The sequence below is a fragment of the Brevundimonas vesicularis NBRC 12165 genome, assembly GCF_001592205.1.
GTDB lineage: Bacteria > Pseudomonadota > Alphaproteobacteria > Caulobacterales > Caulobacteraceae > Brevundimonas > Brevundimonas vesicularis.
Genome location: NZ_BCWM01000014.1, coordinates 37,853 through 64,604 on the forward strand (window position 1 = coordinate 37,853; position 26,752 = coordinate 64,604).

32 protein-coding genes are annotated in these 26,752 nt (G+C 68.3%); 11 read left to right on the forward strand and 21 right to left on the reverse strand.

Features of this window, described 5'->3' with window-relative positions:
- Positions 1 to 9: 9 nt before the first annotated feature.
- The 7 genes from trpA to BVE01S_RS12060 all read right to left on the reverse strand — a co-directional run bounded on the left by trpA (position 10) and on the right by BVE01S_RS12060 (position 5,776).
- Positions 10 to 852 carry a tryptophan synthase subunit alpha gene (gene trpA, locus BVE01S_RS12030; protein WP_066627901.1) on the reverse strand — a complete coding sequence of 281 codons (843 nt, stop codon included), beginning with the start codon at positions 850 to 852 and terminating at the stop codon, positions 10 to 12.
- Positions 849 to 1,316, reverse strand: a complete 468-nt coding sequence (locus BVE01S_RS12035; protein ID WP_066627904.1) for a hypothetical protein — start codon at positions 1,314 to 1,316, stop codon at positions 849 to 851. Before BVE01S_RS12035 ends, trpA begins: the two co-directional genes overlap by 4 nt.
- Entirely contained in the window at positions 1,313 to 2,515 is a 1,203-nt protein-coding gene (trpB, locus tag BVE01S_RS12040) for a tryptophan synthase subunit beta (RefSeq protein WP_169802122.1), read from the reverse strand. The genes BVE01S_RS12035 and trpB overlap by 4 nt, the downstream gene beginning before the upstream one ends.
- A gap of 89 nt (positions 2,516 to 2,604) precedes the next feature.
- A complete protein-coding gene (locus tag BVE01S_RS12045; RefSeq protein WP_066627907.1) occupies positions 2,605 to 3,246 on the reverse strand; it encodes a phosphoribosylanthranilate isomerase in 642 nt (213 codons plus the stop codon).
- 40 nt (positions 3,247 to 3,286) lie between these two features.
- A complete protein-coding gene (locus tag BVE01S_RS12050) occupies positions 3,287 to 4,039 on the reverse strand; it encodes a pseudouridine synthase (protein ID WP_066627910.1) in 753 nt (250 codons plus the stop codon).
- 32 nt (positions 4,040 to 4,071) lie between these two features.
- Complete coding sequence (locus tag BVE01S_RS12055) at positions 4,072 to 4,971, reverse strand: class I SAM-dependent methyltransferase (RefSeq protein ID WP_066627913.1); 900 nt, start codon at positions 4,969 to 4,971, stop codon at positions 4,072 to 4,074.
- Between the two features lie 4 nt (positions 4,972 to 4,975).
- Positions 4,976 to 5,776: an undecaprenyl-diphosphate phosphatase gene (locus BVE01S_RS12060; RefSeq protein WP_066627975.1), complete on the reverse strand. Its 801-nt coding sequence runs from the start codon at positions 5,774 to 5,776 to the stop codon at positions 4,976 to 4,978.
- Between the two features lie 138 nt (positions 5,777 to 5,914).
- On the opposite strand from BVE01S_RS12060, the gene BVE01S_RS12065 reads away from it, so the two are divergent.
- Positions 5,915 to 6,907: a cation diffusion facilitator family transporter gene (locus BVE01S_RS12065; protein WP_066627987.1), complete on the forward strand. Its 993-nt coding sequence runs from the start codon at positions 5,915 to 5,917 to the stop codon at positions 6,905 to 6,907.
- A 61-nt stretch (positions 6,908 to 6,968) separates the two neighbouring features.
- On the forward strand, positions 6,969 to 7,655 hold the full coding sequence (gene fzlA / locus BVE01S_RS12070; protein WP_066627916.1) for an FtsZ-binding protein FzlA: 687 nt from the start codon (positions 6,969 to 6,971) through the stop codon (positions 7,653 to 7,655).
- Here fzlA and BVE01S_RS12075 read toward each other — a convergent pair.
- Complete coding sequence (locus BVE01S_RS12075; RefSeq protein WP_066627919.1) at positions 7,652 to 7,987, reverse strand: GIY-YIG nuclease family protein; 336 nt, start codon at positions 7,985 to 7,987, stop codon at positions 7,652 to 7,654. The two genes, fzlA and BVE01S_RS12075, sit on opposite strands and share 4 nt — an antisense overlap.
- A gap of 58 nt (positions 7,988 to 8,045) precedes the next feature.
- On the opposite strand from BVE01S_RS12075, the gene BVE01S_RS12080 reads away from it, so the two are divergent.
- On the forward strand, positions 8,046 to 8,594 hold the full coding sequence (locus tag BVE01S_RS12080) for a DUF2239 family protein (protein ID WP_066627921.1): 549 nt from the start codon (positions 8,046 to 8,048) through the stop codon (positions 8,592 to 8,594).
- Positions 8,595 to 8,700: 106 nt separating this feature from the next.
- Here the strand turns inward: BVE01S_RS12080 and BVE01S_RS16830 are convergent, their stop codons facing one another.
- Positions 8,701 to 9,195 carry a hypothetical protein gene (locus tag BVE01S_RS16830; RefSeq protein ID WP_088582407.1) on the reverse strand — a complete coding sequence of 165 codons (495 nt, stop codon included), beginning with the start codon at positions 9,193 to 9,195 and terminating at the stop codon, positions 8,701 to 8,703.
- A gap of 140 nt (positions 9,196 to 9,335) precedes the next feature.
- Between BVE01S_RS16830 and queG the strand changes: the two genes are divergently transcribed.
- A complete protein-coding gene (gene queG / locus BVE01S_RS12085) occupies positions 9,336 to 10,445 on the forward strand; it encodes a tRNA epoxyqueuosine(34) reductase QueG (RefSeq protein WP_066627923.1) in 1,110 nt (369 codons plus the stop codon).
- A 44-nt stretch (positions 10,446 to 10,489) separates the two neighbouring features.
- On the opposite strand, the gene bamJ is transcribed toward queG, so the two are convergent.
- Both bamJ and BVE01S_RS12095 read right to left on the reverse strand, forming a co-directional pair.
- Positions 10,490 to 11,005 carry a BamJ family beta-barrel-assembly machinery protein gene (bamJ, locus tag BVE01S_RS12090; protein ID WP_066627925.1) on the reverse strand — a complete coding sequence of 172 codons (516 nt, stop codon included), beginning with the start codon at positions 11,003 to 11,005 and terminating at the stop codon, positions 10,490 to 10,492.
- Positions 10,986 to 12,188 carry a threonine ammonia-lyase gene (locus BVE01S_RS12095; protein ID WP_066627928.1) on the reverse strand — a complete coding sequence of 401 codons (1,203 nt, stop codon included), beginning with the start codon at positions 12,186 to 12,188 and terminating at the stop codon, positions 10,986 to 10,988. Before BVE01S_RS12095 ends, bamJ begins: the two co-directional genes overlap by 20 nt.
- 173 nt (positions 12,189 to 12,361) lie before the next feature.
- On the opposite strand from BVE01S_RS12095, the gene BVE01S_RS12100 reads away from it, so the two are divergent.
- Together BVE01S_RS12100 and BVE01S_RS12105 are read left to right on the forward strand one after the other, a co-directional pair.
- Positions 12,362 to 12,877 (forward strand): hypothetical protein, encoded by a 516-nt coding sequence (locus BVE01S_RS12100; RefSeq protein WP_055807750.1) that lies wholly within the window; start codon positions 12,362 to 12,364, stop codon positions 12,875 to 12,877.
- A gap of 115 nt (positions 12,878 to 12,992) precedes the next feature.
- Positions 12,993 to 13,190, forward strand: a complete 198-nt coding sequence (locus BVE01S_RS12105; protein ID WP_039244035.1) for a hypothetical protein — start codon at positions 12,993 to 12,995, stop codon at positions 13,188 to 13,190.
- A 16-nt stretch (positions 13,191 to 13,206) separates the two neighbouring features.
- Here BVE01S_RS12105 and BVE01S_RS12110 read toward each other — a convergent pair whose 3' ends face one another.
- The 5 genes from BVE01S_RS12110 to BVE01S_RS12130 form a co-directional block, all read right to left on the reverse strand.
- On the reverse strand, positions 13,207 to 13,740 hold the full coding sequence (locus tag BVE01S_RS12110) for a GNAT family N-acetyltransferase (protein ID WP_045810625.1): 534 nt from the start codon (positions 13,738 to 13,740) through the stop codon (positions 13,207 to 13,209).
- A 167-nt stretch (positions 13,741 to 13,907) separates the two neighbouring features.
- Positions 13,908 to 14,195, reverse strand: coding sequence for a 50S ribosomal protein L27 (gene rpmA / locus BVE01S_RS12115; protein WP_039244031.1), 288 nt, complete (start codon positions 14,193 to 14,195; stop codon positions 13,908 to 13,910).
- 96 nt (positions 14,196 to 14,291) lie between these two features.
- Positions 14,292 to 14,846: a 50S ribosomal protein L21 gene (gene rplU, locus BVE01S_RS12120; protein WP_066627931.1), complete on the reverse strand. Its 555-nt coding sequence runs from the start codon at positions 14,844 to 14,846 to the stop codon at positions 14,292 to 14,294.
- Between the two features lie 160 nt (positions 14,847 to 15,006).
- On the reverse strand, positions 15,007 to 15,540 hold the full coding sequence (locus BVE01S_RS12125) for a phosphoribosyltransferase (RefSeq protein WP_055754434.1): 534 nt from the start codon (positions 15,538 to 15,540) through the stop codon (positions 15,007 to 15,009).
- The gene (locus BVE01S_RS12130; protein ID WP_066627934.1) at positions 15,533 to 16,471 is read right to left on the reverse strand and encodes an MJ0042-type zinc finger domain-containing protein; all 939 of its coding nucleotides are present in this window, start codon (positions 16,469 to 16,471) and stop codon (positions 15,533 to 15,535) included. The genes BVE01S_RS12125 and BVE01S_RS12130 overlap by 8 nt, the downstream gene beginning before the upstream one ends.
- A gap of 101 nt (positions 16,472 to 16,572) precedes the next feature.
- Between BVE01S_RS12130 and BVE01S_RS12135 the strand changes: the two genes are divergently transcribed.
- Genes BVE01S_RS12135 through BVE01S_RS12155 form a run of 5 tightly spaced genes read left to right on the forward strand, consistent with a single transcriptional unit; the run spans position 16,573 to position 20,358 of the window.
- Positions 16,573 to 17,253, forward strand: coding sequence for a cell division ATP-binding protein FtsE (locus BVE01S_RS12135; RefSeq protein ID WP_240612145.1), 681 nt, complete (start codon positions 16,573 to 16,575; stop codon positions 17,251 to 17,253).
- The gene (locus BVE01S_RS12140) at positions 17,250 to 18,164 is read left to right on the forward strand and encodes a cell division protein FtsX (RefSeq protein WP_084375396.1); all 915 of its coding nucleotides are present in this window, start codon (positions 17,250 to 17,252) and stop codon (positions 18,162 to 18,164) included. The genes BVE01S_RS12135 and BVE01S_RS12140 overlap by 4 nt, the downstream gene beginning before the upstream one ends.
- Positions 18,161 to 18,805, forward strand: a complete 645-nt coding sequence (locus tag BVE01S_RS12145; protein ID WP_066627937.1) for a YdcF family protein — start codon at positions 18,161 to 18,163, stop codon at positions 18,803 to 18,805. Before BVE01S_RS12140 ends, BVE01S_RS12145 begins: the two co-directional genes overlap by 4 nt.
- Entirely contained in the window at positions 18,806 to 19,543 is a 738-nt protein-coding gene (locus tag BVE01S_RS12150) for a lysophospholipid acyltransferase family protein (protein ID WP_066552743.1), read from the forward strand.
- Positions 19,544 to 19,578: 35 nt separating this feature from the next.
- Positions 19,579 to 20,358 carry a MipA/OmpV family protein gene (locus tag BVE01S_RS12155; RefSeq protein WP_066627938.1) on the forward strand — a complete coding sequence of 260 codons (780 nt, stop codon included), beginning with the start codon at positions 19,579 to 19,581 and terminating at the stop codon, positions 20,356 to 20,358.
- A gap of 47 nt (positions 20,359 to 20,405) precedes the next feature.
- Here the strand turns inward: BVE01S_RS12155 and hisC are convergent, their stop codons facing one another.
- From hisC to BVE01S_RS12180, 5 genes are read right to left on the reverse strand one after another with little or no spacing between them, the layout of a single operon-like run.
- Positions 20,406 to 21,503, reverse strand: a complete 1,098-nt coding sequence (gene hisC / locus BVE01S_RS12160) for a histidinol-phosphate transaminase (RefSeq protein WP_066627939.1) — start codon at positions 21,501 to 21,503, stop codon at positions 20,406 to 20,408.
- A 14-nt stretch (positions 21,504 to 21,517) separates the two neighbouring features.
- On the reverse strand, positions 21,518 to 22,204 hold the full coding sequence (locus BVE01S_RS12165; protein WP_066627941.1) for a hypothetical protein: 687 nt from the start codon (positions 22,202 to 22,204) through the stop codon (positions 21,518 to 21,520).
- Positions 22,204 to 23,262, reverse strand: a complete 1,059-nt coding sequence (locus BVE01S_RS12170) for a DUF2125 domain-containing protein (RefSeq protein WP_066627944.1) — start codon at positions 23,260 to 23,262, stop codon at positions 22,204 to 22,206. Before BVE01S_RS12170 ends, BVE01S_RS12165 begins: the two co-directional genes overlap by 1 nt.
- Positions 23,263 to 23,294: 32 nt before the next feature.
- The gene (gene ybaK, locus BVE01S_RS12175; RefSeq protein WP_066627947.1) at positions 23,295 to 23,768 is read right to left on the reverse strand and encodes a Cys-tRNA(Pro) deacylase; all 474 of its coding nucleotides are present in this window, start codon (positions 23,766 to 23,768) and stop codon (positions 23,295 to 23,297) included.
- A gap of 1 nt (position 23,769) precedes the next feature.
- The gene (locus tag BVE01S_RS12180) at positions 23,770 to 26,625 is read right to left on the reverse strand and encodes an ATP-dependent DNA helicase (RefSeq protein WP_066627950.1); all 2,856 of its coding nucleotides are present in this window, start codon (positions 26,623 to 26,625) and stop codon (positions 23,770 to 23,772) included.
- Between the last annotated feature and the right edge of the window lie 127 nt (positions 26,626 to 26,752).

The window sequence follows — 26,752 nt, forward strand, 5'->3', positions numbered from 1 at the left end:
CGCGCGCTCTTAGACGGTTTCCGCCACGGAAGCACTAGCGGCGACGGATCGAACCGCGTCGCCCAGCGCCTTCACGCGGGCCAGAACGCGCGGCGCGACGGGTTCGTTCGCCTCCAGCGCCGCCGCCACCTCGTCCACCAGGGCCGAGCCCACGACCACCGCATCGGCGACGCGGGCGATTTCGGCGGCCCGTTCCGGCGTCTTGACCCCGAAGCCGACCGCGACCGGCAGGCCCGAGGCCTTGCGCACCCGCTCTACGGCCGGCGCCACCACATCCGCGTTCGCTTCCTTGACGCCCGTCACGCCCGCGACGGCGACATAATAGACGAAGCCCGACGTGCCCTGGACCACGATCTTTAGCCGCTCGTCGTCCGAGGTCGGCGTCGCCAGGCGGATCAGCGAGATCGAAACCTTGTCCAGCGCCTCGATCAGAGGCCCGGCCTCTTCCGGCGGGCAGTCCACCACGATCAGCCCGTCGATGCCGCAGTCGGCCGCATAGGCGGCGAAGGCGTCATAGCCCAGGCTCTCGATCGGGTTCAGATAACCCATCAGCACGATGGGCGTCGCGTCGTCGCCCTTACGGAATTCCTTGGCCAAATCCATGGTCGAGCGCAGGCCGAAACCGGCCGCCATGCCGCGGATCGCCGCCCGCTGAATCGGCGGTCCCTCGGCCATCGGATCGCTGAACGGAAAGCCCAGTTCGATGATGTCCGCGCCCGCAGCCGGCAGGCCGTTCAGGATCGCCAGCGCCTCTTCGCGCGACGGGTCGCCGCCCATCACATAGGGAATGAAGGCCGCACGGCCCTCGGCCTTCAGCGCCTTGAAGCGCGCGTCGATACGGGCGGTGGTCATTGTTGCGGCGATCCGGCGGCGGCAGGCGGTGTCGCGGCCGCGGCAGCCGCGCAAACGTCGCCCGGAATGGTGGCGAAGCCCAGATAGCCGAGCAGTTCGGCGACGGCGGTCTTTGTGGTGTCGTAGAAGGCGACCATCTGCATGCCGTCGCAGCCGCCGGCCTCGCGGCGCTTGATGAAGACGACGCGGTTGTCGTCGCCGCCGGCGGCCAGCCAGTTCTTGGTTTCCAGATCGGCGATATAGGCGTCGGCCAGAGCGCCGATCTGGCCCAGCTGTGCGGTCACGCAATAGGCTCGCCCCGTCAGATTGTTCAGCCCCCCGCAATCGGGCGACAGCTCCGCGCCGGGAAGCAGGCCGACGTCGGCCGGACCGCCTTGCGGCGCAGCGGGGGCCGGCGTCTGGGCCTGCACGGCCGCAGCGGACAAACTCATCACGGCGGTCGCCGCCAACAGACTACGGATCACAGGTTCACTCCCAGATGTTTGGCGACCTGGAAGATGTCCTTGTCGCCGCGCCCCGACATCAGCAGGACGACGTCGCCGCCCTTGCCGACTTCGCGCGCCACTTCGCCCGTCCGCGCCAGGGCGTGGGCCGGCTCCAGCGCCGGAATGATGCCTTCCAGCTTCGAGCACAGCTGGAACGCTTCCAGCGCCTCATTGTCCGTCGCCGAGCGGTATTCGGCCCGGCCGATGTCGTGCAGCCAGGCGTGTTCCGGCCCGATGCCCGGATAGTCCAGCCCGGCCGAGATCGAGTGCCCCTCGACGATGTTGCCGTCTTCGTCCTGAAGCAGGTACGTCCGGTTGCCGTGCAGCACGCCCGACCGCCCGCCCTTCAGCGAGGCCGCGTGATCCGGCGTATCCAGCCCGTGGCCGGCCGCTTCGACGCCGATCAGCCGCACGCCCTCGTCCTCGATGAAGGGGTGGAAGGTGCCGATGGCGTTCGAGCCACCGCCGATGCAAGCGACCACCGCTTCGGGCAGCTTGCCCATCCGGGCCATCGATTGGCTCTTGATCTCCTTGCCGATCACCGACTGGAAATCGCGCACCATGGCTGGATAGGGGTGCGGACCCGCCGCCGTGCCGATGATGTAATAGGTGTCCGAGACGTTGGTCACCCAGTCGCGCATCGCCTCGTTCATCGCGTCCTTAAGGGTCGCGGCGCCCGCCGTGACCGAGAAGACTTCCGAGCCCAACAGGCGCATGCGGAACACGTTCGGCTGCTGCCGCTCCACATCCACCGCGCCCATATAGACCGTGCAGGGCAGGCCGAACCGCGCCGACACGGTCGCCGAGGCGACGCCGTGCTGACCCGCGCCGGTCTCGGCGATGATGCGCGTCTTGCCCATGCGGCGGGCCAGCAGGATCTGGCCCATGCAGTTGTTGATCTTGTGCGCGCCCGTATGGTTCAGGTCCTCGCGCTTCAGCCAGATCCGCGCGCCACCGAAATGTTCGGTCAGGCGCTCGGCGAAATACAGCGGGCTTTCGCGACCGACATAGTGGGTCAGAAAGCTGTCCAGCTCGGCCTGGAAGCTGGGGTCCGCCTTGGCCGCCTTGTAAGCCGCATCCAGCTCGTGGATCAGCGGCATCAGGGTCTCGGCCACGAACTGACCGCCGTACGGACCGAAGCGACCCTGCGCGTCCGGCCAGGCGTAGGCGTTCGACAGCGGCTGGGTTGAATCGGCGGCTTGGATGGGGGCCACGATGGGGGTCTGGGCGTTCACGGTTTCGACTTTCACGCGGAGAGGCGTCGCAATTACGACCGGCGCGCGTTTTGGATGAAGGTCGCGATCCGGTCGGCGTCCTTAACACCCGGCGCGCTTTCCACGCCAGAGGACACATCGACCATGGGCGCGCCCGTAATCCTCAGCGCCTCGGCCACATTGTCCGGGTTGAGACCGCCCGCCAGGAACCACGGATGGCGAAACGCCCGGTCCGCCAGCAGGGTCCAGTCGAAAGCCAACCCATGCCCTCCACTGTAGAAGGCCCCCTTGGGCGCTTTGGCGTCCAGCAGCAGGTGGTCTGCCGACGCTTCCATCGCTTCCAGTCCGACCAAGTCCTCTGCGCCGGCCACCCCCACCGCCTTGATCACTGGAATTTCCCAGTCGGCCCGTGCGTTACGAACCTGAAGCGGCGTTTCGCGACCATGCAGCTGGATCATGTCGGGCCGAAGATCATGAACCAGATCGTCCATCTCAGGACCGACCATGTCGGCAAACAACAATACGGTTTTCGCTCGGCCGCGCGCCCGATCCACCAGCCGCTTCGCCAAGGCCGGCCCCGCGTACCGCGGACTGGCCTTGACCATCACGAAGCCGACGAAATCCGCCCCCGCATCCAGCGCGGCATCCAGCGTGTCCGGCGTGGTCAGGCCGCAGATCTTGATCTTGGTGGTCATCCCTCGACCTGCGCGTCCGATCCCGCAGGCGTCAAGAGCTTCAACCCAGGCTCCCGGGCGTCGTGAAAATCGAGGCGACCTCATCCGCCGTCGCCAGCCGCCACTGACCGGGCGCCAGATCGGCGGGCAGAACCAGTCCGCCCAGCCGTTCGCGATGCAGGGTCTCGACGTGGTTGCCGGCGGCCGCGAACATCCGGCGCACCTGATGATAGCGCCCCTCCGTCACCGTCAGCAGGGCCTCGGTCGGCGACACCACCTCCAGCACCGCCGGCGCAAGCGGTTTGTCCTCGCCCTCCAGGACCAGCTCGCCCGAGGCGAACAGCGCGCCTTCCGTGCCCGTTAGAGGCCGCGCCAGACCCGCCCGGTAAACCTTGGCCACATGCCGCTTGGGACTGATCACCCGGTGTAGCAGATCCCCGTCGTCGGTCAGCAGCAGCAGGCCCGTCGTCTGCTTGTCCAGCCGTCCGATGGTCGAGATGGCGGGATCGCGCGCCCGCCAACGTCCCGGCAGGATGTCATAGACCAGCGCCCCCTCTTCCTTGTGTGAGCAGGTCATGCCCAGCGGCTTGTTCAGCAGGATCACCAGCCCTTGCACGGGGTCCAGCGGCTCGCCATCGATCTCCATTCGCGTGGGCAGGTCCGGCGTCACCGCAATGCGTTTGGACACGTCCGTCAGGTCCGCCCCGTCCAGCACGATGCCGCCCGCCTTGGCCATCCGCGCCATCTCGGCGCGCGAGCCGTAACCCATCGAGCCCAGCAAACGATCGACCCTCGACGTCGGGACTTTCTTCATGCGCTACCGCCCTTCGGACTGCTTGAGCGCGGTCACTTCACCGCCTCGAACAGCTTGTAGCCACCCGCCTCGGCGACCAGCCGCACCCGCTTGAACGCCGCGTTCAACTCGGCCTCATAGGGAAGGTGCCGGTTGGCGACGACCCAGGCGACGCCGCCCTTTTTGAGCAGCTCGGCCGCCTTGCGGATGAAGGCCTGACCCAGCCGACGGTCCTCGGCCCCGCCGTCGTGGAAGGGGGGATTGCTGACCACGAAATCCTTGTCGCCCTTAGCTTCCAGGGTGCGGGCGTCCGACCACCAGACCTTGGCGCGGTCGTCCTCGATATTGCGGCGAGCGGCCTGGATGGCGCGGCGATCCAGATCGACCATCTTCAGTTTGCTCACGGCGGGCGAGCGCAGCACCACGATCGACAGCGCGCCATAGCCGCAGCCCAGGTCGATCCCCTCACCCTTCATCGCCGGCAGATGTTCGGCCAGCAGCGCCGAGCCCGGATCGATCCGGTCCCAGGCGAACACGCCGGGCTGCGACCAGGCCTCCAACCCCGGCACGATCTGCGGCTCGCCCGCGGCGATGGCTTCGTCCAGCCCCTCGACCGTTTCGGGCCGAATGACGATGCAGCGGCGATGGTGCGCCTTGGCCGTCTCGGCGACCTCGACCCCAAACGCCTTCAACTCCTTGGCCAGGCGCGATCCGCCCTTGTCCTTGAGCGCCATGACGTCCAGCCGTCCGCCGACCTTCAGCGCCTTCAGCGCCAGGGCCAGCACATAGCGCCGCTCCAGCACGCCGGGCGGGGCGTAGATCATGATGCTGTCGGCCGAGCCCGGTTCCTGCGCCTCCAGCGCCGCCGAGTCGGGGATCAGGGGCGAGGTCTGGATTGCATCGCCGGGCGGATCGAAGACGACCGGCGGGCGGCCATACAGCAGCGTGGTCATGGTCTCAGAACCCCGCCTGCAACAGCGCCAGACCCACGACCCCCACCACGATCCGCCACCAGGCGAAGACGCCGAAGCCGCGCCTGGACACGAAATCCAGCAGGAACCGCACCACCGCCAGGGCCGAGAGGAAGGCCACGACAAAACCCACGACGATCAGGCCGATGTCGCTGAAATCCAGCGTCTTGTGGTTCTTCAGCAGGTCATAGGCCACCGCCGCCCCCATGGTGGGCAGGGCCAGAAAGAAGCTGAACTCGGCCGCCGACCGCTTGTCGGTCTTCAGCAGCAGCCCGCCGGCGATGGTGGCGCCGGACCGCGACACGCCGGGGATCATGGCTAGGCACTGGAACAGGCCGATCAGGAAATAAATCCGCATCGGATAGGTCTCGGCGTCCAGCCAGCGGGGCTTCTTGTCCATCCGGTCCAGCAGCAGCAGGATCACCCCACCGACGATCAGGGCGATGCACACCACCTGGGGCGTCTCGAACAGCACGGTCTTGATGAAGTCATAGGCCAGGAAACCGATCACGACGGCCGGCGCGAAGGCGACCAGCAGGCCGATCAGGAACCGCCGCGCCTCGGCGTCGAAGGGCCAGCGCGTCGCCAGGGTCCACAGCTTTTTGAAATAGACGCTGACGATGGCCAGCAGGGCGCCCAGCTGGATCACGATCTCGAAGGTCTTGCCCGCGCTCTCGAAGCCCATGAAGTGGCCCAGCAGCAGCATATGGCCGGTGGACGAGACCGGAATGAACTCGGTCAGCCCCTCGACCAGACCCAGAATGATGGCGGCAAGCCAGTCCGACATGAGACCCTCGAAAACCAATGCGCCCCGAACGCGCTGCGCCCGGATGCCTTCCCCCTAGAGCATGATCGTTTCTGACGGAACGACCCGTTTGGGCCAGCGGTTGGCTTTCAGCCACGTTTGCGCGAGAAGAAGCCGAAAATGACGACGCCCGCCCCCGCCCCCGCCTCGCTCGACGACGCCCATCTGGCCACCCGCCGCATCACCCGCCTGTCGGTCGGGGTCGCGGTGGTGCTGATCGCGATGAAGGCCTTTGCGCTGGGCGCGTCCGGCTCGGTCTCCATCCTGGCGACCCTGGCGGACTCGGTGCTGGATCTGGCGGCGTCCCTGACCACCTTCTTCGCCGTGCGCTGGGCCGCCGCCCCAGCTGACGAGGACCACCGCTATGGCCACGGTAAGGGCGAAGCCCTGTCCGCCCTGGTCCAGGCCGGGCTGGTCTTCGCCTCGGCCCTCTTCATCGCCTGGGAGGGGGTGCAGCGCATCTTCGACCCCCGTCCCGTGACCTCCGGCGTCTGGGCCACGGGCGTCATGGTCGCGGCCATCGCCATCACCGCCTGGCTGGTGTGGATGCAGACCCAGACGCTGAAGAAGACCGGCTCCCTTGCCGTCGCCGGCGACCGCGCCCATTACGCCGCCGACCTGGCCGCAAACGTCGTTGTGCTGATCGGGGTGATTTCGGGGGCCTTCCTGGGCGCGCCGGGACTGGATGCGGCCGCCGGCATCGTCGTCGCCGTCTGGCTGTTCTGGGGCGCGACGGGCATGTTGAAGGCCGCCGCCGATCACCTGCTGGACCGCGCCGTGCCCGAGGCCGACCGCGCCGCCATCACCAAGGCCGTCCTGGCCGATCCCCAGGTCTTCGGCGTGCATCAACTGCGCACCCGCATGTCCGGTCAGGTGATGATGATCCAGATGCATGTCGATCTGGACGCGCACCAGACGCTGGACGCCGCCCACGCCATCGTCGTCGCCGCCGAGAACCGGGTGCTGGCCCAGTATCCCGCCGCCGACATCCTGATCCACGCCGACCCGCGCGGCCACGCCCGTCCGCTGCCCGCGATCCCGGCTGCTGCCCCCGCCGATCCGCAAGCCAGCCCCGCCCCGACCGGCCCCGCGCCCAAGGGGCCCTGGTCCTGACCTTGCGTCCAATTTCAATGCAGTAAACGCGCATTAACGGGTCGGGGCGCATCAACCGCAGATGGCCGACCCTTGCGTTCTCTTCCACTTCGCCTTCCAGCCCGCCTCGCGCGCCGCGCGACTGGCGCTGGGAGAGGCGCGGATCGAATGGACCGACACCCCGGTCCGTCCGTGGGAGGACGATTGCCCGGTCAATGACTTCAATCCGTCCGGCCTGCCGCCGGTGATCCAGACGATGGATCGCGGCCGTCCGCTGGTGCTGTGCGAACTGCCCGCCATCCTGGGCTGGATCGAGGATCAGCAAAAGGGGCCGCTGCTGCTGCCCGCCGACCTCGCCGAACGCGCCGAGGCGCGCCGACTGACTGGCTGGTTCGAGCGCCGCTTCATGGACGAGGTCGACGCCGTCCTGCTGCACGAGCGGATGGAAAAACCGCTGCTCAAGCTGGGCCCGCCCGAAGCCCGCGCCCTGCGCGACGGGCGCGACGCGCTGAAATCCCACCTCGCCATGCTGGAAGACCTGGTCGCCGCGCGCGACTGGCTGGCCGGCCGCCGCCTGTCCCAGGCCGATCTGATCGCCGCCGCCCACCTGTCGGTGCTGGACTATTTCGGCGAAATCCAGTGGAAGACCTGGCCCGGTCTGAAGACCTGGTACTCCAAGCTCAAATCCCGCCCCTGCTTCCGCCCCCTCCTCGCCGACCGCTTCGTTGGCGTGCCGCCGTCCGGGTGGTATGCGGATCTGGATTTTTAAAGCGCCTCGGCACCCAACCGGGCGATCCACAGCTTGGCGCGACTGACCAGTTCGTCCTTGCGCCTCAGATCCGAGATGTCGTCCGGCAGGCGGTCAAGCTGTTCGAAGCGGAAATCTTCGGGCGTGTGTGCCTTCCACGCCGCCTGAAGCGACCGATATGGACTGCCGCCGTGGCGCAGCGCGAACCACAGGCCGTTCTGCTCGGTGTCGATGTGGCGGCTCTTGCCGACCCAGGCCTGACCCGTCGCGCTGCAGATCACGGCATAGACCCCGGCGATGGTCGCGCGCTCCTTATATTCGGCGATCAGGCTCTTGCGATTTGTCGGAGTCATGGCGCTCTCTTATTTATCCGGGTATAAATATGACAGATAATTTTATCCGGGTAAATATATGAGTGACGAAGATCGTGATTTGGTCCTATTCGACGGCCCACGCCGCATCGCCAAAGGCTCGGACGCCGCAGTGGCTACCGCCTTTCGCAAGGCCCTGGCGGCCTCGCCTCAAGCCGCGCTGCGCGTGTTCGATCTGGCGACCGGTCGCCCGGTCGACCTGGATCTTCGGGACCAAGAACCGGCTTTGGCCCAAACTCCCAGGCGCGGCCGTCCGCGCCTGGGAGTCGCCGCGCGCGAGGTTACGCTGTTGCCGCGTCACTGGGACTGGCTGGCGACCCAGCCGGGCGGCGCCTCGGCCGCCCTGCGCCGTCTGGTGGAACAGGCCCGCAAGACCGGCTCCGACAACGATGCACGCCGCCGTCGCACCGACGCCGCCTACGGCTTCATGGTCGAGATGGCCGGCGACGCCCCCGACTTCGAAGAGGCCAGCCGCGCCCTGTTCGCGGGCGATCGCGACCGTCTGACCGCCCTGATCGCCCCTTGGCCCACTGACATTCGGGCTCAAATTCTCGAACTGTTCGACGGTGAGGCTGCATCGCGCGAATGACGATGTCGTCTCCTCCCCACTTGTGGGGAGGGGGACCGCGTAGCGGTGAAGGGGCTCTTGAAGTCCCACAGACGCCGGCTTTCCAGGCTTAAAATTCCTTCGTCACCTAACTCGCAACACTGGTGCGCCTTCGTTTAGCAATCTCTAGATCAGCACGAGCGATGGTTCTTATTTTCTTTTGAGCATTCGCGATGTATCCGTAACCCTCGTCTAGTTGACCCTCCCAAGTCGTCTCTTGTTTTTGAAGATTGACCCACAACTGCGATATTACTTCTGCAACCTCCTCATCAAGAAGCCACGTCTCTGCTGCGATGCGCCGCCGCACCTCATCTCTAGCTTTTCGATACCGTGCATTGAGCTCCACGAGCCGGTCTGCAGGCACCTTTTCTCTGACGATTGCGGCATCAAACTGCTCGCTATGCCATTCGAGCATGTCATGTAGCCCTTCAAAAACTACGGTGTAGGCTGTGGCCTTTCGCTCCCACGATCGCTCCTTATAAAAGCGCTTAAGAGTCCACCCTGTAGCTAACCACGCACCAGCAAATCCAATCAGCGGCGCGATTAGTGTAATCAGCAGCTTCAGCGCTTCCTGCCATATCATCGTCGTTTCCTTGCTCGCTGGATGCCGAAGCTAGCCTTTGTTCACGAGCGCATACTAGCGACCCGCATTCAGTGAGCGTCGTGGCGCTGCGGCAGCCTATCATTTCGAGAGTGCAGCAGCTCTATGCTATCCCCCGCCCCGTGTCCGACCGCCTGAAAACCTTCATCCGCCAGCGCTCGGCCGAGCTCGGCTTCGATGTCTGCCGGTTCGCCTCGGCGGCCGACGCCTGGCCGGCGGGCGAGCGGCTGCGTCATTTCGTGGACGAGGGCCGGCATGGCGACATGGAATGGATGGAGACGACGCTGGATCGCCGCCAGCATCCGACCGCCATGTGGGACGAGGCCCGGACCGCCATCGTCCTGGGCATGAACTACGGGCCGGAGAACAACCCGCTGGATCAGCTGGCTGACCGTTCGGCCGGCTACATCTCGGTCTATGCGCGCGGCGACGACTACCACGAGGTCATCAAGGGCCGGCTTAAACAGCTGGCGGGCCAGATCGCGGCGCGCAACGGCGCGGACATCAAGGTCTTCGTCGACACCGCCCCCCTGATGGAAAAACCGCTGGCCCAGCGCGCTGGCCTGGGCTGGCAGGGTAAACACACCAATCTGCTCAGCCGCACCCACGGCAACTGGCTGTTCCTCGGGACCATACTGACCGCCGCCGAGATCGAGCCCGACGCGGCCGAGACCGAACACTGCGGCCGCTGCACCGCCTGTCTCGACGCCTGCCCGACGAACGCCTTTCCCGCCCCGTTCCAGCTCGACGCCCGGCGCTGCCTGTCCTACCTGACCATCGAGTTCGCCGGTCCCTGGCCCGAGGAGTTCCGCACCCTGACCGGATCGCGCATCTATGGCTGCGACGACTGTCTGGCGGTCTGTCCTTGGAACAAGTTCGCGCAGGAAGCGCGCGAAATCCGGCTGGCGCCCCGCCCGGCTTTTCAAAGCCCGCGCCTGCACGACCTGCTGGCGCTGGACGACGCCGCCTTCCGCGCCCTGTTCACCAAGAGCCCGGTCAAGCGGATCGGCCGCGACCGCTTCCTCAGGAACGTCCTCTACGCCGTCGGCAACTCGGACGACGCCTCCCTGATCGCCCCGACGAAGGCCTTGCTGGACGACCCCTCGCCCCTCGTCCGCAGTGCCGCCGTCTGGGCCCTGTCGCAAATGACGCCGCCCGACGACTTCGCGGCCCTGGCCAAGTCGACGACCGAGACCGATCCTCAGGTTTTAAGCGAATGGCGGCGCGCTTGAGGTCTAGGTCCCGCTTCGCAGCGAGTCGACGGATTGCGTGAGGGTCACCCCATCGCCGTGCCGACGCCCGATCCGCCGCCGGGCACCTTGGCCACGTCGAGCAGTTTCAAGCGGAAGATCAGCACCGAGTTGGCGGGGATCTTGGGATTGCCCTGCTCGCCATAACCCAGCTCGGGCGAGACATAGAGCAGCCATTCGTCGCCGACGCGCATCTTCTGCAGCGCCTCGGTCCAGCCCTTGACCACCTCCTCGGGCGTGAACACCGCCGGCGCCCCGCGCGCGAAGGAACTGTCGAACACGCTGTTGTCGACCAGCTTGCCCTCGTAATCGACCTTGACCAGGTCGTTACGGTCCGGGCTGACGCCGCCGGCCGGTCCCGCCTGCACCACCTTGTATTGCAGGCCGCTCGGCAGGGTTTGGACGCCCTCTTCCTTGGCGTTCTTCGCCATGAAGGCGGCCGCCTCGGCCTTGCCCGCGTTCGGATCGACCGGCTCGGCCTGGCCGCAGCCCGACAGCAAGAAGGCCGCGACGATCGCCGCCTTACCCCATCCGAAGTTCATAGCCGCGTTCCTTCAAGGCCTCGCCGATCTCGTCGGCGTGGGCGCTATCGCGCGTTTCGACCATGATGTCGAACTCGGCGCCCTTGGCCGGCACGTCCAGCGCCAGACGGTTGTGGACCACGTCGATGATGTTGCCGCCCAGGCCGCCGATCACCGCCGCCATGGCCGACAACATGCCCGGCCGGTCGTCGCCCAGGATGCGATAGACGATTAATCTCCGCTCACGGACCATCTCGCGATTCAACACGACCGCCAGCATCCGTGCATCGATGTTTCCGCCGCACAGCTCCAGCCCGACCTTCATCCCCTCGAACCGCTCGGGATAGGCCAGAAGGGCCGCCAGACCGCCGGCGCCCGCGCCTTCGGACACCGTCTTCTCATAGGTGACATAGGTGGCGACGGCCCGTTCGAAATGCGCCTCCTCGCAGACGAAGACCTCGTCCACGAGCGGGTCGGCCAGGGCGAAGGGAATGTCGCCAACCGCCTTGATGGCGATGCCCTCGGCGATGGTCTGTCCGGTGCAGACCGGCGGCTTGCCCGCCCGTTTGGCGGTGAAGGACGGATAGCGGGCGGCCTCCACGCCAAAGACCTTGATGTCCGGCTTCATCGCTTTGGCCGCGATGGCGCAGCCCGCGATCAGCCCGCCGCCGCCGATGGGGATGATCAGGGCCTCGACCTCGGGCGCATCCTCCAGAAGCTCGATCGCGCAGACGCCCTGACCCGCCACGATGCCTTCGTCGTCGAAGGCCGAGACGAAGACATAGCCCTTTTCAGCTTCCAGCCGCTTGGCCGCCTCGGTCGAACCGGTGAAGTCCAGCCCCTCGATCACCACGGTCGCCCCGTGCGAGCGGGTGCCGTTGATCTTGGCGAAGGGCGTGCCCTCGGGCATCACGATGGTCACCGGCACGCCCAGCCGTCCGCCGTGATAGGCCAGGGCCTGGGCGTGGTTGCCGGCGCTGGCGGCCACCACGCCGCGCTTCATCTCCTCGGGGCTCAGCATCAGCAGCCGGTTCAGGGCCCCGCGCTCCTTGAAGCTGCCGGTGAATTGCAAATTGTCGAACTTCACCCAGACCTCGGCTCCGGTCAGCTGCGACAGCTTTCTGGAATAGCGGGTCGGGGTGCGGTCGACCGCGCCGGCGATCCGGGTGCGCGCGGCTTGGATATCGGCGAAGGTGACGGTCATACGGGGCGTTTCCGAGCTGTCGCGCCTCGACGACTGGGCGCGTTGTCGGGCCTGTTTCGCGCGTTGTCGGGTCCGGGTCCAGAGGGGGAATCTTGAGCGTGGAAGTCGCCCGGCCTGTCGTGCGATAGTGAGGCCGTCGTCCCCCACGACCCCGAAATCCCGGAGGAAGCCCCATGTCGATCCGTTCGTTCGCCGCCCCTGGCCTGGCTCTCGCCCTGACCGCCGCAGCGCTCTCCGCCTGTGCGCCCACTGCCGGCGGCGGCCTGCCGAACGGGGGCCCGGCCGCCTTCAACGAGGCCGATTTCGGCTGGTCTCAAATGCCCGGTCGCAACAGCATCCAGGGCCAGATCGCCTTCGCCCGGGACGGCAAGGCCTTCGATTGCGTCGCCAGCGTCGGCCTGACGCCGGACACCCCCTACACCCGCGCCCGCATTCGCACCCTGTACGGTTCGACCCAGCGCGCAGCCGTGCCTGCCGCCGTCGTCCGCGCCCGCACCGTCGCCGACGCCAACGCCGACTATCGCAACTATGTCCGCTCCGAGCGGTGCGAGAACGGCCGTTTCCGCTTCGACGGCCTGCCCGACGGCGGCTGGTTCCTGATAGTGCCGGTCACCTCGGGCGATGCGCCCTTGGTGCTGATGCAGTCGGTGCAGACACGCGGCGGTCGAGTCGTCTCCGTCACCCTGTGACCCGCACGCCCCTTCTCACGAAGATGCGACCCCGGTAACGCGGATCGCCATCTTCTGACCACGAGCGCCCCGGACTGATCGCTGCTTCTGTGCGAGAGTTCGGGGAGCTTTTTTCTTGTCCCAACACAATATCATAGGATCCGAGGCCTTTACGCGAGGGCCTTCGGTCATCATCCGCAAATACAAGGCGGGCGGCATGCGGCGTCGCCGGTCCAAGACCATCGCCACCTTCATCGCCGGCGCGGGCGCCATGCTGGTGGTGGGCGCCGTCGCCGTCGCGGCCGTCTATGGCCCCGCCCTGGCGGGCGGCTGACATTGCGGGCTGGCCGTCAGGCCAGCCACACCATCATGCGCGTATCGGCCTCGGCCCGACGCGCCCGGCTCCACGCCCGGCGCGTCTCGCCGGTGTAGAGGAAGCCCGCCTTTTCCAGCACGCGGCCAGAGGCCGGATTGTCGGCGAAATGTCCGGCGACCAGCGCCCGGCGCTTCCACTTGCGGCTGGCCCAGACCAGGGCGGCGTCCAGCGCCTCGGTGGCGAAGCCCCGACCCCAGTATTCGCGCCCGATCCAGTAGCCGGTTTCCGGCACCCGATCCTCGCCCTCGAACAGACCGATGACGCCGATGGGCCCCACGTCCTCATGGTCGATGACGAAGGTGTTGGCTCGCCTGGGATCTTGCGAGGCGACCTGCAGCACGAAGTCGTCGGCGTCGCGCATCTGGAACGGATGCGGCATCCGCTTGGTCATGCGCGCGATGTCCAGGTCGTTGGCCAGGGCGGCGATGCGCGGCGCATCCTGGGGCGCGGGCGCGCGCAGGATCAGGCGCCGGGTCTCGACGACAGGAGAGGTTTCGATGACGCACATGGGCGTTGCCTCGGATTGTCGACCATCTCCTTGAAGGGCTCGGACGGTCTTCGAGGCGGGGAAACGCAAACAGGGAGCCTGGTGATCCAGACTCCCCGCGGATTATCATCCCTGGTCCGGATCGGCTGCTGGCAGGAGCAACGCGATCCGGGAAGGTCCAGACTGCGTTACTCGGCGGCCATCGCCTGAGCGGCGTCGTCGTTGGCCGCGAGGATCGACACGTAACAACGGCCGCCACGTTTGGTGGTGAATTTCACAGCGCCGTTCGTCAGGGCGAACAGGGTGTGGTCGCGGCCCATGCCCATGTTCTCACCGGCGTGGAAGGTGGTGCCGCGTTGGCGCACGATGATGTTGCCGGCCAGCACGCGCTCGCCGCCATACTTCTTCACGCCAAGGCGCTTCGACTCAGAGTCGCGACCGTTACGCGACGAACCACCGGATTTCTTGTGAGCCATCTTGCCGCTCCGTACTTTCTTGGTGCGCTACCGGCCTTTCGGCCTACTTGAGCGCGTCCGTAACTTAGGTCTGGCGCCGAGGCGCCGGTGAATGTCTTAGGCTTCGTCGCCGGCGGCTTCAGCCTTGGGCGTGGCCTTCTTCTTAGCCGGAGCCTTCTTGGCGGGAGCCGAGCTCTCGACCACGACGCCCTTGACCTCGGCGCCGTCCACGTCTGTCACGACCGTCTCGGTCGAACCCAGCGAGGAGGTGGCGTCACGAGCGGCCAGGTTGCGAGCGCGCAGGTTGATCTCGGCCTTGGTGGTCAGATCGACCTTGCCGTCCCACTTGGCGGTCTCGCCGGCGCCTTCGATGCCGGTGATGCGCAGGACCGATTCCATCTGGCGATGGCCGTTCGTGCGGCGATAGCCCTGGCGACGGGTCTTCTTGAAGATCTTGATCTTCTCACCCTTGCGGGTCTCGACCAGGGTCGCGCCGACGAAGGCGCCGTCGATCAGGGGGGCACCCAGGGTCACGCCCTTGTCGCCGCCCAGCATCAGGACGCTGTCGAACTTCAGCTCGGCGCCGGCGTCGCCGTCGAGCTTTTCGACGACGATGGTGTCGCCCGGTTGGACCCGGTACTGCTTGCCGCCGGTCTTGATCACCGCGTACATGTTGAAGCCTCAGCGCAAACGCAAAAAAAGATACGCCCCCGGAGAGGGCCCCGGCGGCGAAGAGCGGCGACATATACGGAAGGGTGTCGGAGAGTCAACGCCGAACCGGGCGGAAATTCAGCCCCGGACGGATTATCCCCGCTGTCGCCGCGCCTTGAACTCAGTCCAGGGCGCAGATGTCCGGCAGGCCCCTCAGCGTCCCGGCGTGGTCCAGGCCATAGCCAACCAGAAAGCGGTTCGGCGCCTCCCAGCCGACGAAGTCCGGCTCGGGCGCGCGGGGCTTGGGCCAAGGCTTCCTCGCGAAGACGCAGGTCAGCACTTCGGACGCGCCGGCGTCCTTGGCGATGCGCACGGCCTCGGCCAGCGACAGGCCGGTGTCGAACACGTCGTCCAGTATAAGGACGCGGCGGCCCGCGATCGGGCGCTGGAACGGCGCGTAGACGTCGATCCGGCCCCGGCTGGTCTGCTCGTCGCCGTAGGAGGCCAGCCACAGGGCGTCGAAACGGACGTTGCGGCCGACGCGCGACAGGGCGCGGGTCAGGTCGGCGGCGAACCACAGGCCGCCGGTCAGCAGCACGGCGGCGACCGTATCGTCGTCGATGACGGGCGCGATGCGCTGGGCCAGGTCGGCGACGATGCGCGCCACCTCGGCCTCGGACAGAAGAACGGTCGGCGTCGGGGAGGGATCAGCCATGATGCGAGGCCGATACCGCCTCACCATGCCCCTTGTCCACAGCCCCGACCGGTCGCGCGTCGATCGGCGCGGCCGTGTTCGGCGCCTCGGCGCCGGGCGCCGTCGCCGAGCGCAGTCCTTGAGAGGTTTCGGCGGCGGGCTGCGTCGCGTGCGCGGGCGCGGCCTTCGCATCATGTCCGCCGTGTTCAGCTAGGGGGTTGGCAGGCGAAGGGCTGGCCGGCGCGAAGTCGACGCCGATCCCGGCCCCGTGGCCGCCCGGATCGGGGATCAGGGCGGCGAAACCCTGGACCTTGCCCGGCAGGACCGGCGCCGCGTCGATCTTTACGATCTTGAACCCGACCTCGGCGCCGGCGGCGTCCAGCAGGGCCACGCGAATCGGTGGCGAGACGATCTCGACGTCGCGCACATTGCGGATGGCGCCGGACACCACGACCATGCCGGGATGGTTCGGCGCAGCCTTGGCCGTCAGGGCTTCGAAGTCCAACCCGACCGGATTGACCGGCGCGCCGAAGAATTTGTAGGCCGAAGCGGCCCGGGGGAAGGCCTGAACGATCTCGACGCGGAACAGGAAGGCCGAAACGATCAGGCCGATGAAGACGCTGGCCAGACCCGCCCAGATCACGCCCTGGGTGGCGGCGCGGCGCAGCTTCTTCTGGCGATCGGCGCGGGCGCGGAACGCCCGGGGCAACTCCGGCGCCGGCGTTTCGGCCAGGCTGGCCGCGGTCGGCGCGGGATCGGGTTCGGGCGGGGTTGCAGGCGTGGCGGCGGCAGCGACCGCCGGGTCGGGCGTCAAGGTCAGTTCCAGCGGCTCGTCGGGTGTCGCGCGCCAGACTTCGCCGCACGATTGGCAGCGCACCTTGCGGCCTTCGGAGCCGATGGCTTCGTCACGAATGAAATAGCTGGTGGCGCAGGCGGGGCAGGTCAGTATCATGTGGCTGACTGCGAGGCTGTCGCCCCCTCCCGTAAGGCGCGACGCCGCGCCCTGTTCCTGAAACACATACCATGCCGTCCTCGTCCGCCGAACCCGCCGCTATGACCGAGACCGTTCGCCTGTCCGGCGTCGGCTTCGGCTATGTCGGCGCGCCCGACGTGCTGCGGGACGTTAACCTCATTTTGCCGCGCGGCTCTTTCCACTTTCTTACCGGGCCGTCCGGGGCCGGAAAGTCTTCGCTGCTGCGTCTGCTGACGCTGGCGGACCAACCCCGAACGGGAACCCTCCGCCTGTTCGGATCGGATGTCACGCGCATCGATCGTCGCGACATCCCGGCCTTTCGGCGGCGGATGGGCGTGGTGTTCCAGGACTTCCGCCTGCTGGACCACCTGTCGGCCTTCGACAATGTCGCCCTGCCCTTGCGGCTCGCGGGCGGATCCGAGGCCGAGTACGCCGACGACGTGCGCGAGATGCTGAAATGGGTGGGCCTGGGTCGCCGGATGGACGCTCGCCCCCCCGCCCTGTCCGGCGGCGAGAAGCAGCGCCTGGCCATCGCCCGAGCCGTCATCACCCGCCCCGGCCTGATCGTGGCGGACGAACCGACCGGCAGCGTGGACGCCGTGATGGCCGACAAGCTGCTGCGGCTGTTCCAGTCGCTGAACAAGCTGGGGGCCACCGTCCTGATCGCCAGCCATGACGAGGCCCTGGCCCAGCGGTCGGGCGCGCGCGTCTTGAGGCTGGAGGCCGGACGGCTCAGCGAACCCTCGCGGGCCGCCGCATGATCCGCCTGTCCGACTTCAGCCTCTCCAGCCGCCGGCCCGGCCTGCTGCCGCCCGCCGCGGCCGGCGAGCCGTGGCTGATGACCGTCATCGCCGTCCTGTGCTTTTTGGCCTGTCTCGCGGCCGTCGCCGCCTCCGCCGCCGACCGCGCCGCGCACGGCTGGGCCCGACAGCTGGGCGCGGAGGCCACCGTGCAGGTCCGTCCCCGCGTCGGGGAAACCGGCGACACCGCCGCCGCGCGCGCGGCCGAGACCTTGTCGGGCGTGGATGGGGTGGAGGAGGCCGCCGCCCTGAGCCGCAAGGCGGCCGAGGACCTGCTGCGCCCCTGGCTCGGCGACGCAGTCTTGCCCGATCTGCCCCTGCCCCATCTGGTGACCGTGCGGTTGAACCGCGACGCCCCCGCCAGCGCCGTCACCCTGAGCCGCGCCCTGGCCGAGGCCGGACTGGACGCCACGGTGGACGATCACAGCCTGTGGCGCGGCGAGGTCGAGCGGTCCGCCGGCATGATCACGGTCCTGGCCGGCGCCGCCTTCCTGGCCGTCGCCTTCGCTGCGGCCGCCGCCATCGCCTATGCGACCCGGGCGGGGTTGGCGGCGGGTCAAGGCGTGATCGAGACCCTGAGCCTGAACGGCGCGACCGACGGCGCCATCGCCTGGCTGTTCCAGCGGCGGTTCGGCCTTATGGCGGCCGGCGCGGGCGCGATCGGCGCCGGACTGGCGGCGGTCCTTCTGATCCTCCTGCGGTTCATCGGCGGATCGGGCGGCCTGACGGCGGCCCTGCCGATCAGCTGGAGCGACCTGGCGTTGCTCTCGCCTTGCCCGCTGCTCGCGGCTACGGTTGCGGTTCTCGCGGCGAGATTCGCCGCCATGCGAATGCTGGCTTCAGGACGGCCGACAGAGGGAGGGGGCGCATGAGACTGTTGAGCGTCATCTTCATCGCCGGTCTGATCTGGCTGGTCGGCCTGTTCGCCTTCGCCCACCGGGTGCGCGAACTGACGCCGGCCGACGACCCCGCCCGCGCCGACGCCATCGTGGCCCTCACCGGTCCGTCGTCCGAGCGGGTCAACACCGCCATCCGCCTGCTGGAACAGGGCAAGGGCGAGCGGGTGCTGATCTCCGGCGTCAATCGCGAGGTGCGCCGTCAGGAGCTGCGCGAGCTGACGCCCGGCTCCAGCCGTCTGTTCAACTGCTGCGTCGACCTGGGCTTCGAGGCCGAGGACACCGTCGGCAACGCCCAGGAGATCGCCGCCTGGAGCCGCGCCAAGGGTTATCGCAGCCTGATCGTCGTGACCTCCGACTATCATATGCCGCGTTCGCTGGTCGAAATCCGGGGCCAGCTGCCGGGCGTGAAACTGACGCCCTACGCCATCTCCACCCCGTCGCTGGACAATGCGCGCTGGTGGCGGGCGGCGGTGACCGCGCGTCGGATGACGCTGGAATATATGAAATACCTCGCCGTCCTGGGCCGTGAGGGCGTGCGCCGCATCACCCGCGACCGGCCCGCCGCCGTACCGGCCGAGAGCGAAACCGCCCCTGACGAAAAGGCCGCGTCCTAAGTGAACACCCTGCGTTCCCTGATCTTTACCGCCTGGCTCTATTTGTCGATGCCGATCATCGCCATCGGCCTGTCGCCGGTCCTGCTGCTGCCGCACCGCTATGTGCAGGGCGTGTGCAAGCTGTGGGCGAAGATCGTCCTGTTCGGCCTGCGCTGGATCGCGGGGGTCAAGGTCGAGGTGCGCGGGTTGGAGCACGCGCCGTCCGGCGCCGCCCTGATCGCGTCCAAACACCAGGGGATGCTGGACATCGTGGCCCTGCTGGCCGTCCTGCCCGACGCCTGTTTCGTGATGAAAAAGGAGCTGATGCCTCTGCCCTTCTTCGGCTGGTTCGCCTGGAAGGCCAAGATGATCGCAGTGGATCGCGCGGGCCACGCCAAGGCGCTGAAGGACATGACACGACAGGCGCGCGACCGCCTGTCCGAAGGCCGCCAGATCGTCATCTTCCCCGAGGGCACGCGCAACGATCCGGGCGTGCCTGGCGACTACAAGCCCGGCGTCGCCGCCATCTATCGCGATCTGGAAGGCCCCTGCTGGCCCGTCGCCACCAACTCCGGCGTCCACTGGCCGGCCCACGGCTTCCGCCGCTATCCCGGCACGGTCGTGTTCGAATTTCTTGAGCCGATCCCGGCCCAGCTGAAGCGTGGGGCCATGATGGCGTTGCTGGAAAGTCGCATAGAGACGGCGTCGTTGGCGCTGCTGGAGCCAAAGGCCCAGCTTGCGCATTCTGAACCGGCCTGACCTCCCCGCTCGGGCGCCATTCATGGAAACGCCCGATGCTTCGCCCCCTTCTGCTCTCCGTCGCCTTCGCCGCTGTCGCCGGCTCCGCCCTGGCCCAGTCGCAACCCTACGAGCAGATCAGGCCCGCCCCCCAGAACTGGACCGTCGATCTCGGCGCGGGCGTCCTTTATCGCAACGACTCCAACGGTGACACGGGCTCCAAGACGACGGTCGCCCCGTGGGTCTCGGCCAACTATCGCGACCTGGTCTATCTGAACCCGATCGACGGCCTGGGCTGGAACGCGATCAAGACCGCCGACTTCCGCGCCGGTCTGCAACTGCGCCCGCGCTTCTCGGCCGATGATATCGAAGGCCTGACGCTGGATCGTCCGGGCTTCGGCGCGGACCTGGCTGCCTACGCCTACAAGCGTCTGCCCGGCAATGTGGTGGTCGGCGGTCGGATCAGCCGCGACGTGTCCGACGTCAGCGAGGGCACGGAATACTACGCCTCGATCGGCCATCAGCGCGTGACGTCGGTCGGCCTTCTGAACGCCTCGGCCTATGTGCGCGGCGGCGATTCCAAACTGGCCGACGCCTACTATGGCGTCAGCACCGCCGAAGCGGCCGCCAACGGCATCAGCGCCTATTCCCCCCGCGGCGGGCTTCAGGGCGCGGGCGCCAGCCTGGTCCTGCTGGTCCCGATCGGTGACAAATGGGGCGCCGGGGCCTTGCTCAACTACGAACGTCGCCTGGGCGACGTGGCCGACAGCCCCCTGTCGCAAAGCGACGACGCCGTCCGCACCGGCGTCTTCATCGCCCGTCGCTTCGGCGGCTGATAGCAATGCGGCGGCTGCGAATGCGGCCGCCGCTTTTTGCCCTTTGATCAGGTGGCCGCGAACTCGCTGAGCGCGTCGATGACGGCGCGGTTCTGGTCTTCGGTGCCGATGGTGATGCGCAGGGCCTGCGGCAGGCCGTAGCCGCCGACGGGGCGGACGATGATGCCCTTGGTGTTCAGATAGTCGTTGGCGGCGCCGGCGCGCTCGGGGCTGTCGAACAGCACCAGCACGAAGTTGCCGGCGCTGGGCAGGACGTTCAGCCCAAAGCCGCGAAGGGCCTGGGTCAGGCGCGGCTTCCAGTTCGAGATCAGATCGCGCGACGCCGTCTGGTGCGCTTCGTCCGACAGAGCGGCGGTCGCCGCTTCCAGCCCCGGCACCGAGACGTTGAACGGCAGGCGGATGCGGTCGATGGCCTCGGCGACCTTCAGCGGCGCATAGCCGAAACCGATGCGCAAACCGCCCAGACCGTGGATCTTGGAGAAGGTGCGGGTGACGACGATGTTCTCGGCGTCCTTGGCCAGCGGGAACGCGGTTTCCCAGTCGGCCTCGGTCACATATTCCGCATAGGCCTCGTCCACGACCAGGATGATGTGGGCCGGAAGCGCCGCGTGCAGGCGGCGGATTTCCGCGCCCGTATTGTAGCTGCCGGTCGGGTTGGACGGATTGGAGACGTAGACAATCTTGGTGCGGTCATCGACCTGAGCCAGGAGCGCATCGACCTCGGCCTTGAAGTTCGGCTCGGGCGCCAGCTTGACCTGGGCTTCGCAGCCCAGGGCACTGATGCGGTAGGCGAGGAAGCCGTACTGGCCGCAGACGATGTTGTCGCCCGCCGTTAGATAGGTCTGGTTCAACAGGGCGAAGACCTCGTCCGAGCCATTGCCGAAGATCAGCCGCTCAGGCTCCAGCCCGTGCAGTTCCGACACCGCATTCCGCAGCTTGGTCGCCCGGCCGTCGGGATAGATGTGAATGTTCTTGACCGCCGCCTCATAGGCCGCGCGCGCCTTTTCGCCCGCGCCCAGCATGTTCTCGTTGGAGGACAGCTTCATCGGCTCGGCGACGCCGGCGATGGACGACTTGCCGCCGACATAGGGGGCGATGTCGAGGATGCCGGGCTTGGGGGCAGGGCCGTGTGTCGCGTCGGTCATGGAAAGCCTTGATCTCAGAAGATGGGGGCGGCGCCGATCACGCCGCTCATTCGTCCGGGCGCGCTCTTCAGCCGCCCGTCGTCGACCTGCACATAGCCCGTCAGCATGAACAGCTTCAACCCGCCCGCCGCCGCCAGCGGATCGGCGACCAGTCCCGCGTCGCCCAGGGCGTCTACGATCTTGGTCTCGGACCAGCCGCTGTCGGTGACCCAGAAGCTGCGGTCGTCGCCCGTGGGGCCAGACATCTCCTTGGACACGACAAAGGCCTGGGGCCGGCCGCGCCGATCGTCCGGCAGGGCGGCGACGATCTTCAGTTCAGGCCGCGCCAGCAGGCGGCCCCACCACGGCCGGTCAGGCGACAGGTCGATCACGGCGCGCGAGCCCGCCTCAACCGCCTTCAACGCCTCGTCGGCGGACAGGGGCCGCGACCGCAGGCCATAGCGGTCCGTGGCCAGGGCCTGGGCCACGCCGCCACAGACGACCAGCGCGGGTCCGGTCGCCATCTCGATCCGGCCCCACACCGCCTTGACCGCCGCAGCCTCATCGGCCGAGGCGCCGTCCAACAGTTGACGCAGGGCGATGGCCGAGGCGTCGGCCCGGTCGTGCGGACCGGCGGCGACCCGCGCCCGCACCGCCTCGACCAAGGCGCGATCCAGCGCCAGCAGGGCGTCGTTGGCTTCGGGTTCGTCCAGCAGGGCCATCAGAACAGCTTGGGCGCCGGGGCCAGCGGGAAGGGGCCGAGCCAGGTGCGGCCGTCGCGGAAGACCAGCGTCAGCGGCAGCTGCTCCTGTCCGGTCGCTTCTGCCGCGCCCGCGGCTGCGGCGGCCCCGGCCGCGCCGATCCGGTTGACCGGCCCCTGACGCGTCGCCATCAGGCCGGCCAGAGCGGGCAGAGGCTTTTGCGCCTGAAGCTGGACCTGGCCGGTCAGCCGGCCGTTCGCATCGGCTCTCAACACGTCGCTGGAGAGGGTCGCACGGCTGTCGCCGGCCTGCAGATCGCCGCGCACATTGCGGAACGTCCCGCCCGCCTTGGTCCAGGCCGAGAAGACGCCCGCCGCGTCGCCGCCGGTCTTCAGCAGGCTGGCCTGGCCGATCTCGGCCTCCAGCTGGGTCGTCAGGCGGCCGTCCTGGGCGAAGCCTTCGACGGGGCCGTCCGCCCGCCCCTGCCCGTCCACCAGACGAAACATGACATCGACGTCGTCGGTCGGCGCGGTCGAGCCCTCCAGATGCGGCCGAGCATAGAATTCGATCCGCGCGGCGCGGGCGATGGGGAAGGGTTCCGCGCCGGTCTGGGCCGTGAAGACCGGGTTGACCATCTCCAGCGCCAGATTGGGCCAGCGCTGATCGATGCCGCTGGCGCTCATGCGGATGGCGTCGCCCTTGACCGCCACCTCGCCCTTGCCGGCGCGGGTCAGCATCAGGCCTTGCGGGGCCACCACCACCCATTTGGTCGGCTGATAGGCGTTGGCCTCCGCGGTCAGTTCGGTCGCCTTGATCGCATGGCCCGACGGCGCCTGAACGATCAGGTTCGTCAACGCCACATGGGTGCGAAACGGCCAGCCGTTGATGGATTTGTCGGCGAAGCGGATGTCCCAGCCGTCCTGACGCAGGGTCTGGACCTGGGCCTCCAGCCGCGTATCGATCTGGCGCGTCAGGAATATCCACCATCCCGTCCAGGCCGCCAGCGCGATCAGCACCAGGATGAAGGGCGCATACAGGCCCTTGCGGCTGTGTCGCTTGGTCGTCGAGGCGTCGGTCATGCCGGACCTATAGCGCGCCGCACCTCGCCCTTCTAGGCGGTCAGGTCAGCCAGCACCGCCTTCGCCGCCCGCCGCGCATCCTCCGGCGCCAGGCCCAGCAGAAGCCCCCGCTGACCGCCGTTGATCAGGACCTGATCGAACAAGATGGCGGTTTCGTCCATCGCGGTCGGCACGGCCTTTCGCTGGCCGAACGGGCTGACCCCGCCGACCTTGTAGCCGGTCAGCCGTTCGGCGTCGGCCGGCTTCATCATCTGGGCCGACTTAGCCCCCAGCACCGCCGCCAGCTTCTTCATGCTGACCTCGCAGTCGGACGGCACGATGACGCAGGCCGGGGCCCCGTCCACCAGGACCATCAGCGTCTTGAACACCTGTTCCGGCGCCACGCCCAGCGCCTCGGCGGCCTGCAATCCCACGCGCGGCGCGTCGGGATCATAGTCGTAGGGAAACAGAGCGAAGGCGACGCCGGCCTTGGTCAGGGCGACGGTCGCGGGCGTGGTCTTGGACATCCTAAGTCGTCTCGGGGTTCAGGAAGCTGCGGGTCAGTTCGACCGCATCGGCCAGGCCCATGCGCTGGACCTCGGTTCCCGGCGGCAGGCTGGCGAACAGGCGGGTGGGGGTGGCGGCGTCCAGCATCAGGAACACCCCCTTATCGTCGCCACGCCGGATCAGCCGGCCGAACGCCTGGGCGATGCGGGCGCGGGCCAGGGCATCGTCATAGCCCTTGCCTCCCAGCCGTTCGCGCCGCGCCTTGTGCAGCAAATCCGGGCGCGGCCAAGGCACACGGTCGAAGGCCAGGACCCGCAGCGACCGTCCCGGCACGTCCACCCCGTCGCGCACCGCGTCGGTGCCCAACAGGCAGGAATTCTCCTCGACCCGGAACATGTCCACCAGCGCCCCGACCTCCAGCGGATCGACGTGCTGGGCATACAGAGGCACGCCCGACTTCGCCAGATCCGGCCCCAGCCGCTCATAGACTGCCTTCAATCGGCGAATGGCGGTGAACAGGCCCAGCCCCCCGCCGCCCGCCGCCAGGAACAGTTCGCGCATCGCCGCCGCCGTCTGGCGCGGATCGTCCTTGACCAGGTCGTTGACGACGATGACCCGGCTGTTGGCGGCATAGTCGAACGGGCTCTCGACCTTCAGGGTGCGGGGCGGCTCGATCAGACGCGCCGAGCCGGTCCGCATCCGGGCCAGGTCAAACGGATCTTCCTGCAAGGGGTCGGACAGGGTGGCCGACGTCACCAGCACCCCGTGCGACGGCACGATCACGGCGGCCTCCAGCGGAACCGTCGGGTCGATCCAGTGGCGACGCAATGCCACGTCGTGGATGCGGCCGAATGCGGTCTCGGCCGACAGCCAGTCGACGAAATCAGGATCGGGCTGATCGCTCCCATCCTCCAGCGCCGCCAGCATCGAGCGCCAGCCCGGCAAGGTCATGCGCGCGCGCCGATCCAGCCCGCGCAGCGCCCCTTCGATGCGCGACCGCTGCGACCCGTCCAGCTCGGCCACCTCGTCATCGAGGATGTCTTCCAAATGTCGCGACAGGGCCAGCAGCGGCGCCTCGATGGCGGCCAGGGCCTGGGCCGCCGTGCGGGCCGTTTCGGCGACCGGATCGGTCACCGGCTTCAGCGCGCACTCCATGCCGAACTCGGGACCGCCATAGGTGTTGGTCTCGGCGGTGCGCGCCCGAAGCTGATCCAGCGCGGCGGCCAGGAACGCCTCGATCGGGCCGATCGGATTGACCTCGCCGGAGGCTGGCGCAACGCGGCCCGATACGCCTTCCCCCGGCAGGGCGGCCGAGGCGCGGATGGCGTCCTGCAGCGCCTTCATCGCCGCCTCATTGTCGTTGACCATGTCGCCCAGCCGCTGTTCCAGCCCGCGCCCGCGACGCCCCCGCCCCTCCGGCCCGCGGATCCAGCGGCGCAGCTCAGCCGCCTCCTGGCCCGACAAGCAGGCGGAAAAGGCGCTGTCGGCGGCGTCGAACAGGTGGTGGCCCTCGTCGAAGACGATCCGCTTCAGCGCCGCCGTCTCACCGTCTTGCTTCTGGCCCCGCGCCGAGCGCGCCCCGTCGAACGCCGCCTGGGTCAAAACGAGGGCGTGGTTGGCGATGACCAGATCCGCACGGCGGCTGGCGCGGATCGTCTTTTCGACGAAACAGGCGCGGTAGTGCGGGCAGGCGGCGTGGACGCACTCGCCGCGCCGATCCACCAGATTGGCCGCTCCCGCCGCATGGGCCGCCGGCATGGCGAACAGGCCGGGCAGCCAGCCGGGAAAGTCCCCGCCCGTCATGTCGCCGTCGCGCGTATGCAGCGCCCAGCGCCCAGCCAGCGCCAGGCCGATCAGGTCGCCATTCCCCAGCTGGGCCGCCTGGACCATGTCCTGCAGATTGAGGACGCAGAGATAGTTCTCGCGCCCCTTGCGGATCACCGCCTTCTTCTTGCGCTCGGCCGGATCGGGCCACAGCGAATGGCTCTCGCGGTCGATCTGGCGTTGCAGCGCGCGGGTATAGGTCGAGATCCACGCCGCTCCCTGGTTCCGCTCGGCCCACAGGGAGGCGGGCGCGAGATAGCCCAGGGTCTTGCCCGTGCCGGTTCCCGCCTCGGCCAGCAGCATGCGGGGCCGACCCTCTTCGTTCCTCGGCGAAAAGGCGAAGGCGGCTTCGGCTGCGTAGTCCGATTGGGTCGGCCGCGTCTCGTCCAGTCCCGAAGCCTGAAGCAATTTTTCCAGCCGGATGCGGGCGCTCTCGCTGTCGACCGGCGCCGATCCCGCCTCGCCGCGCGGCGCCTCGTCCTCCCATTCGGTCAGCCGCGACCAGACATCCATCCCCGACCCGCGATGCTGGCGCGCCCGCACGCCGCCGGCCTCCAGCGCCTGAACCACCCGCTCGCCCCAGGCCCAGCCAGCGCGCTGCATCGTCAGCGCCAGGACATAGGCCGCCTCGCGCTCGGCATAGGCCGGATCGGCCAGTTCGCGCAGCAGCAGCCCCGCCGCCTCACGCAGGGCCGCCGCCTGGTCTTCCGCCGACTTCGGCTCGGCCAGCCCTAGCGAAAGCGCCAGCCCCGTCGGCGACGGCGCACAAAAGCGCGCCGGCCGCACGAAGGCGTAAAGCTCCAGCACATCCATCAGATCAGTCGATCGCGGCGGCGGCGTCAGCCCCAGCCGGCGCGCCGTCAGCGAGGCATGCGCCACCATCACCGGCCCGGTGCTGAAGAACCCCTCGGCCGCCCCGCGCCCGATCTTCCGGGCCCCCGCCTCGTCGCACACCGCACCTGCGCCCGGCGGCGTGGCGAGCGCTGGCGGCAAGTTCGCCCACGGCTGGGCGCCGGTCAGGCGGATTTCGGAAATGACGGATTCGTCGGACACGTCCGATAGATAGCGAGCCTGGGGCTGAAACGGAACGGGAACATGCTATATCCCGTCCGTGACGACCGCCGCCGCTCCCGCAACGCTTCCGCCCCTGTTCGCCGACTGGTTCGCGGCGCGCGGCTGG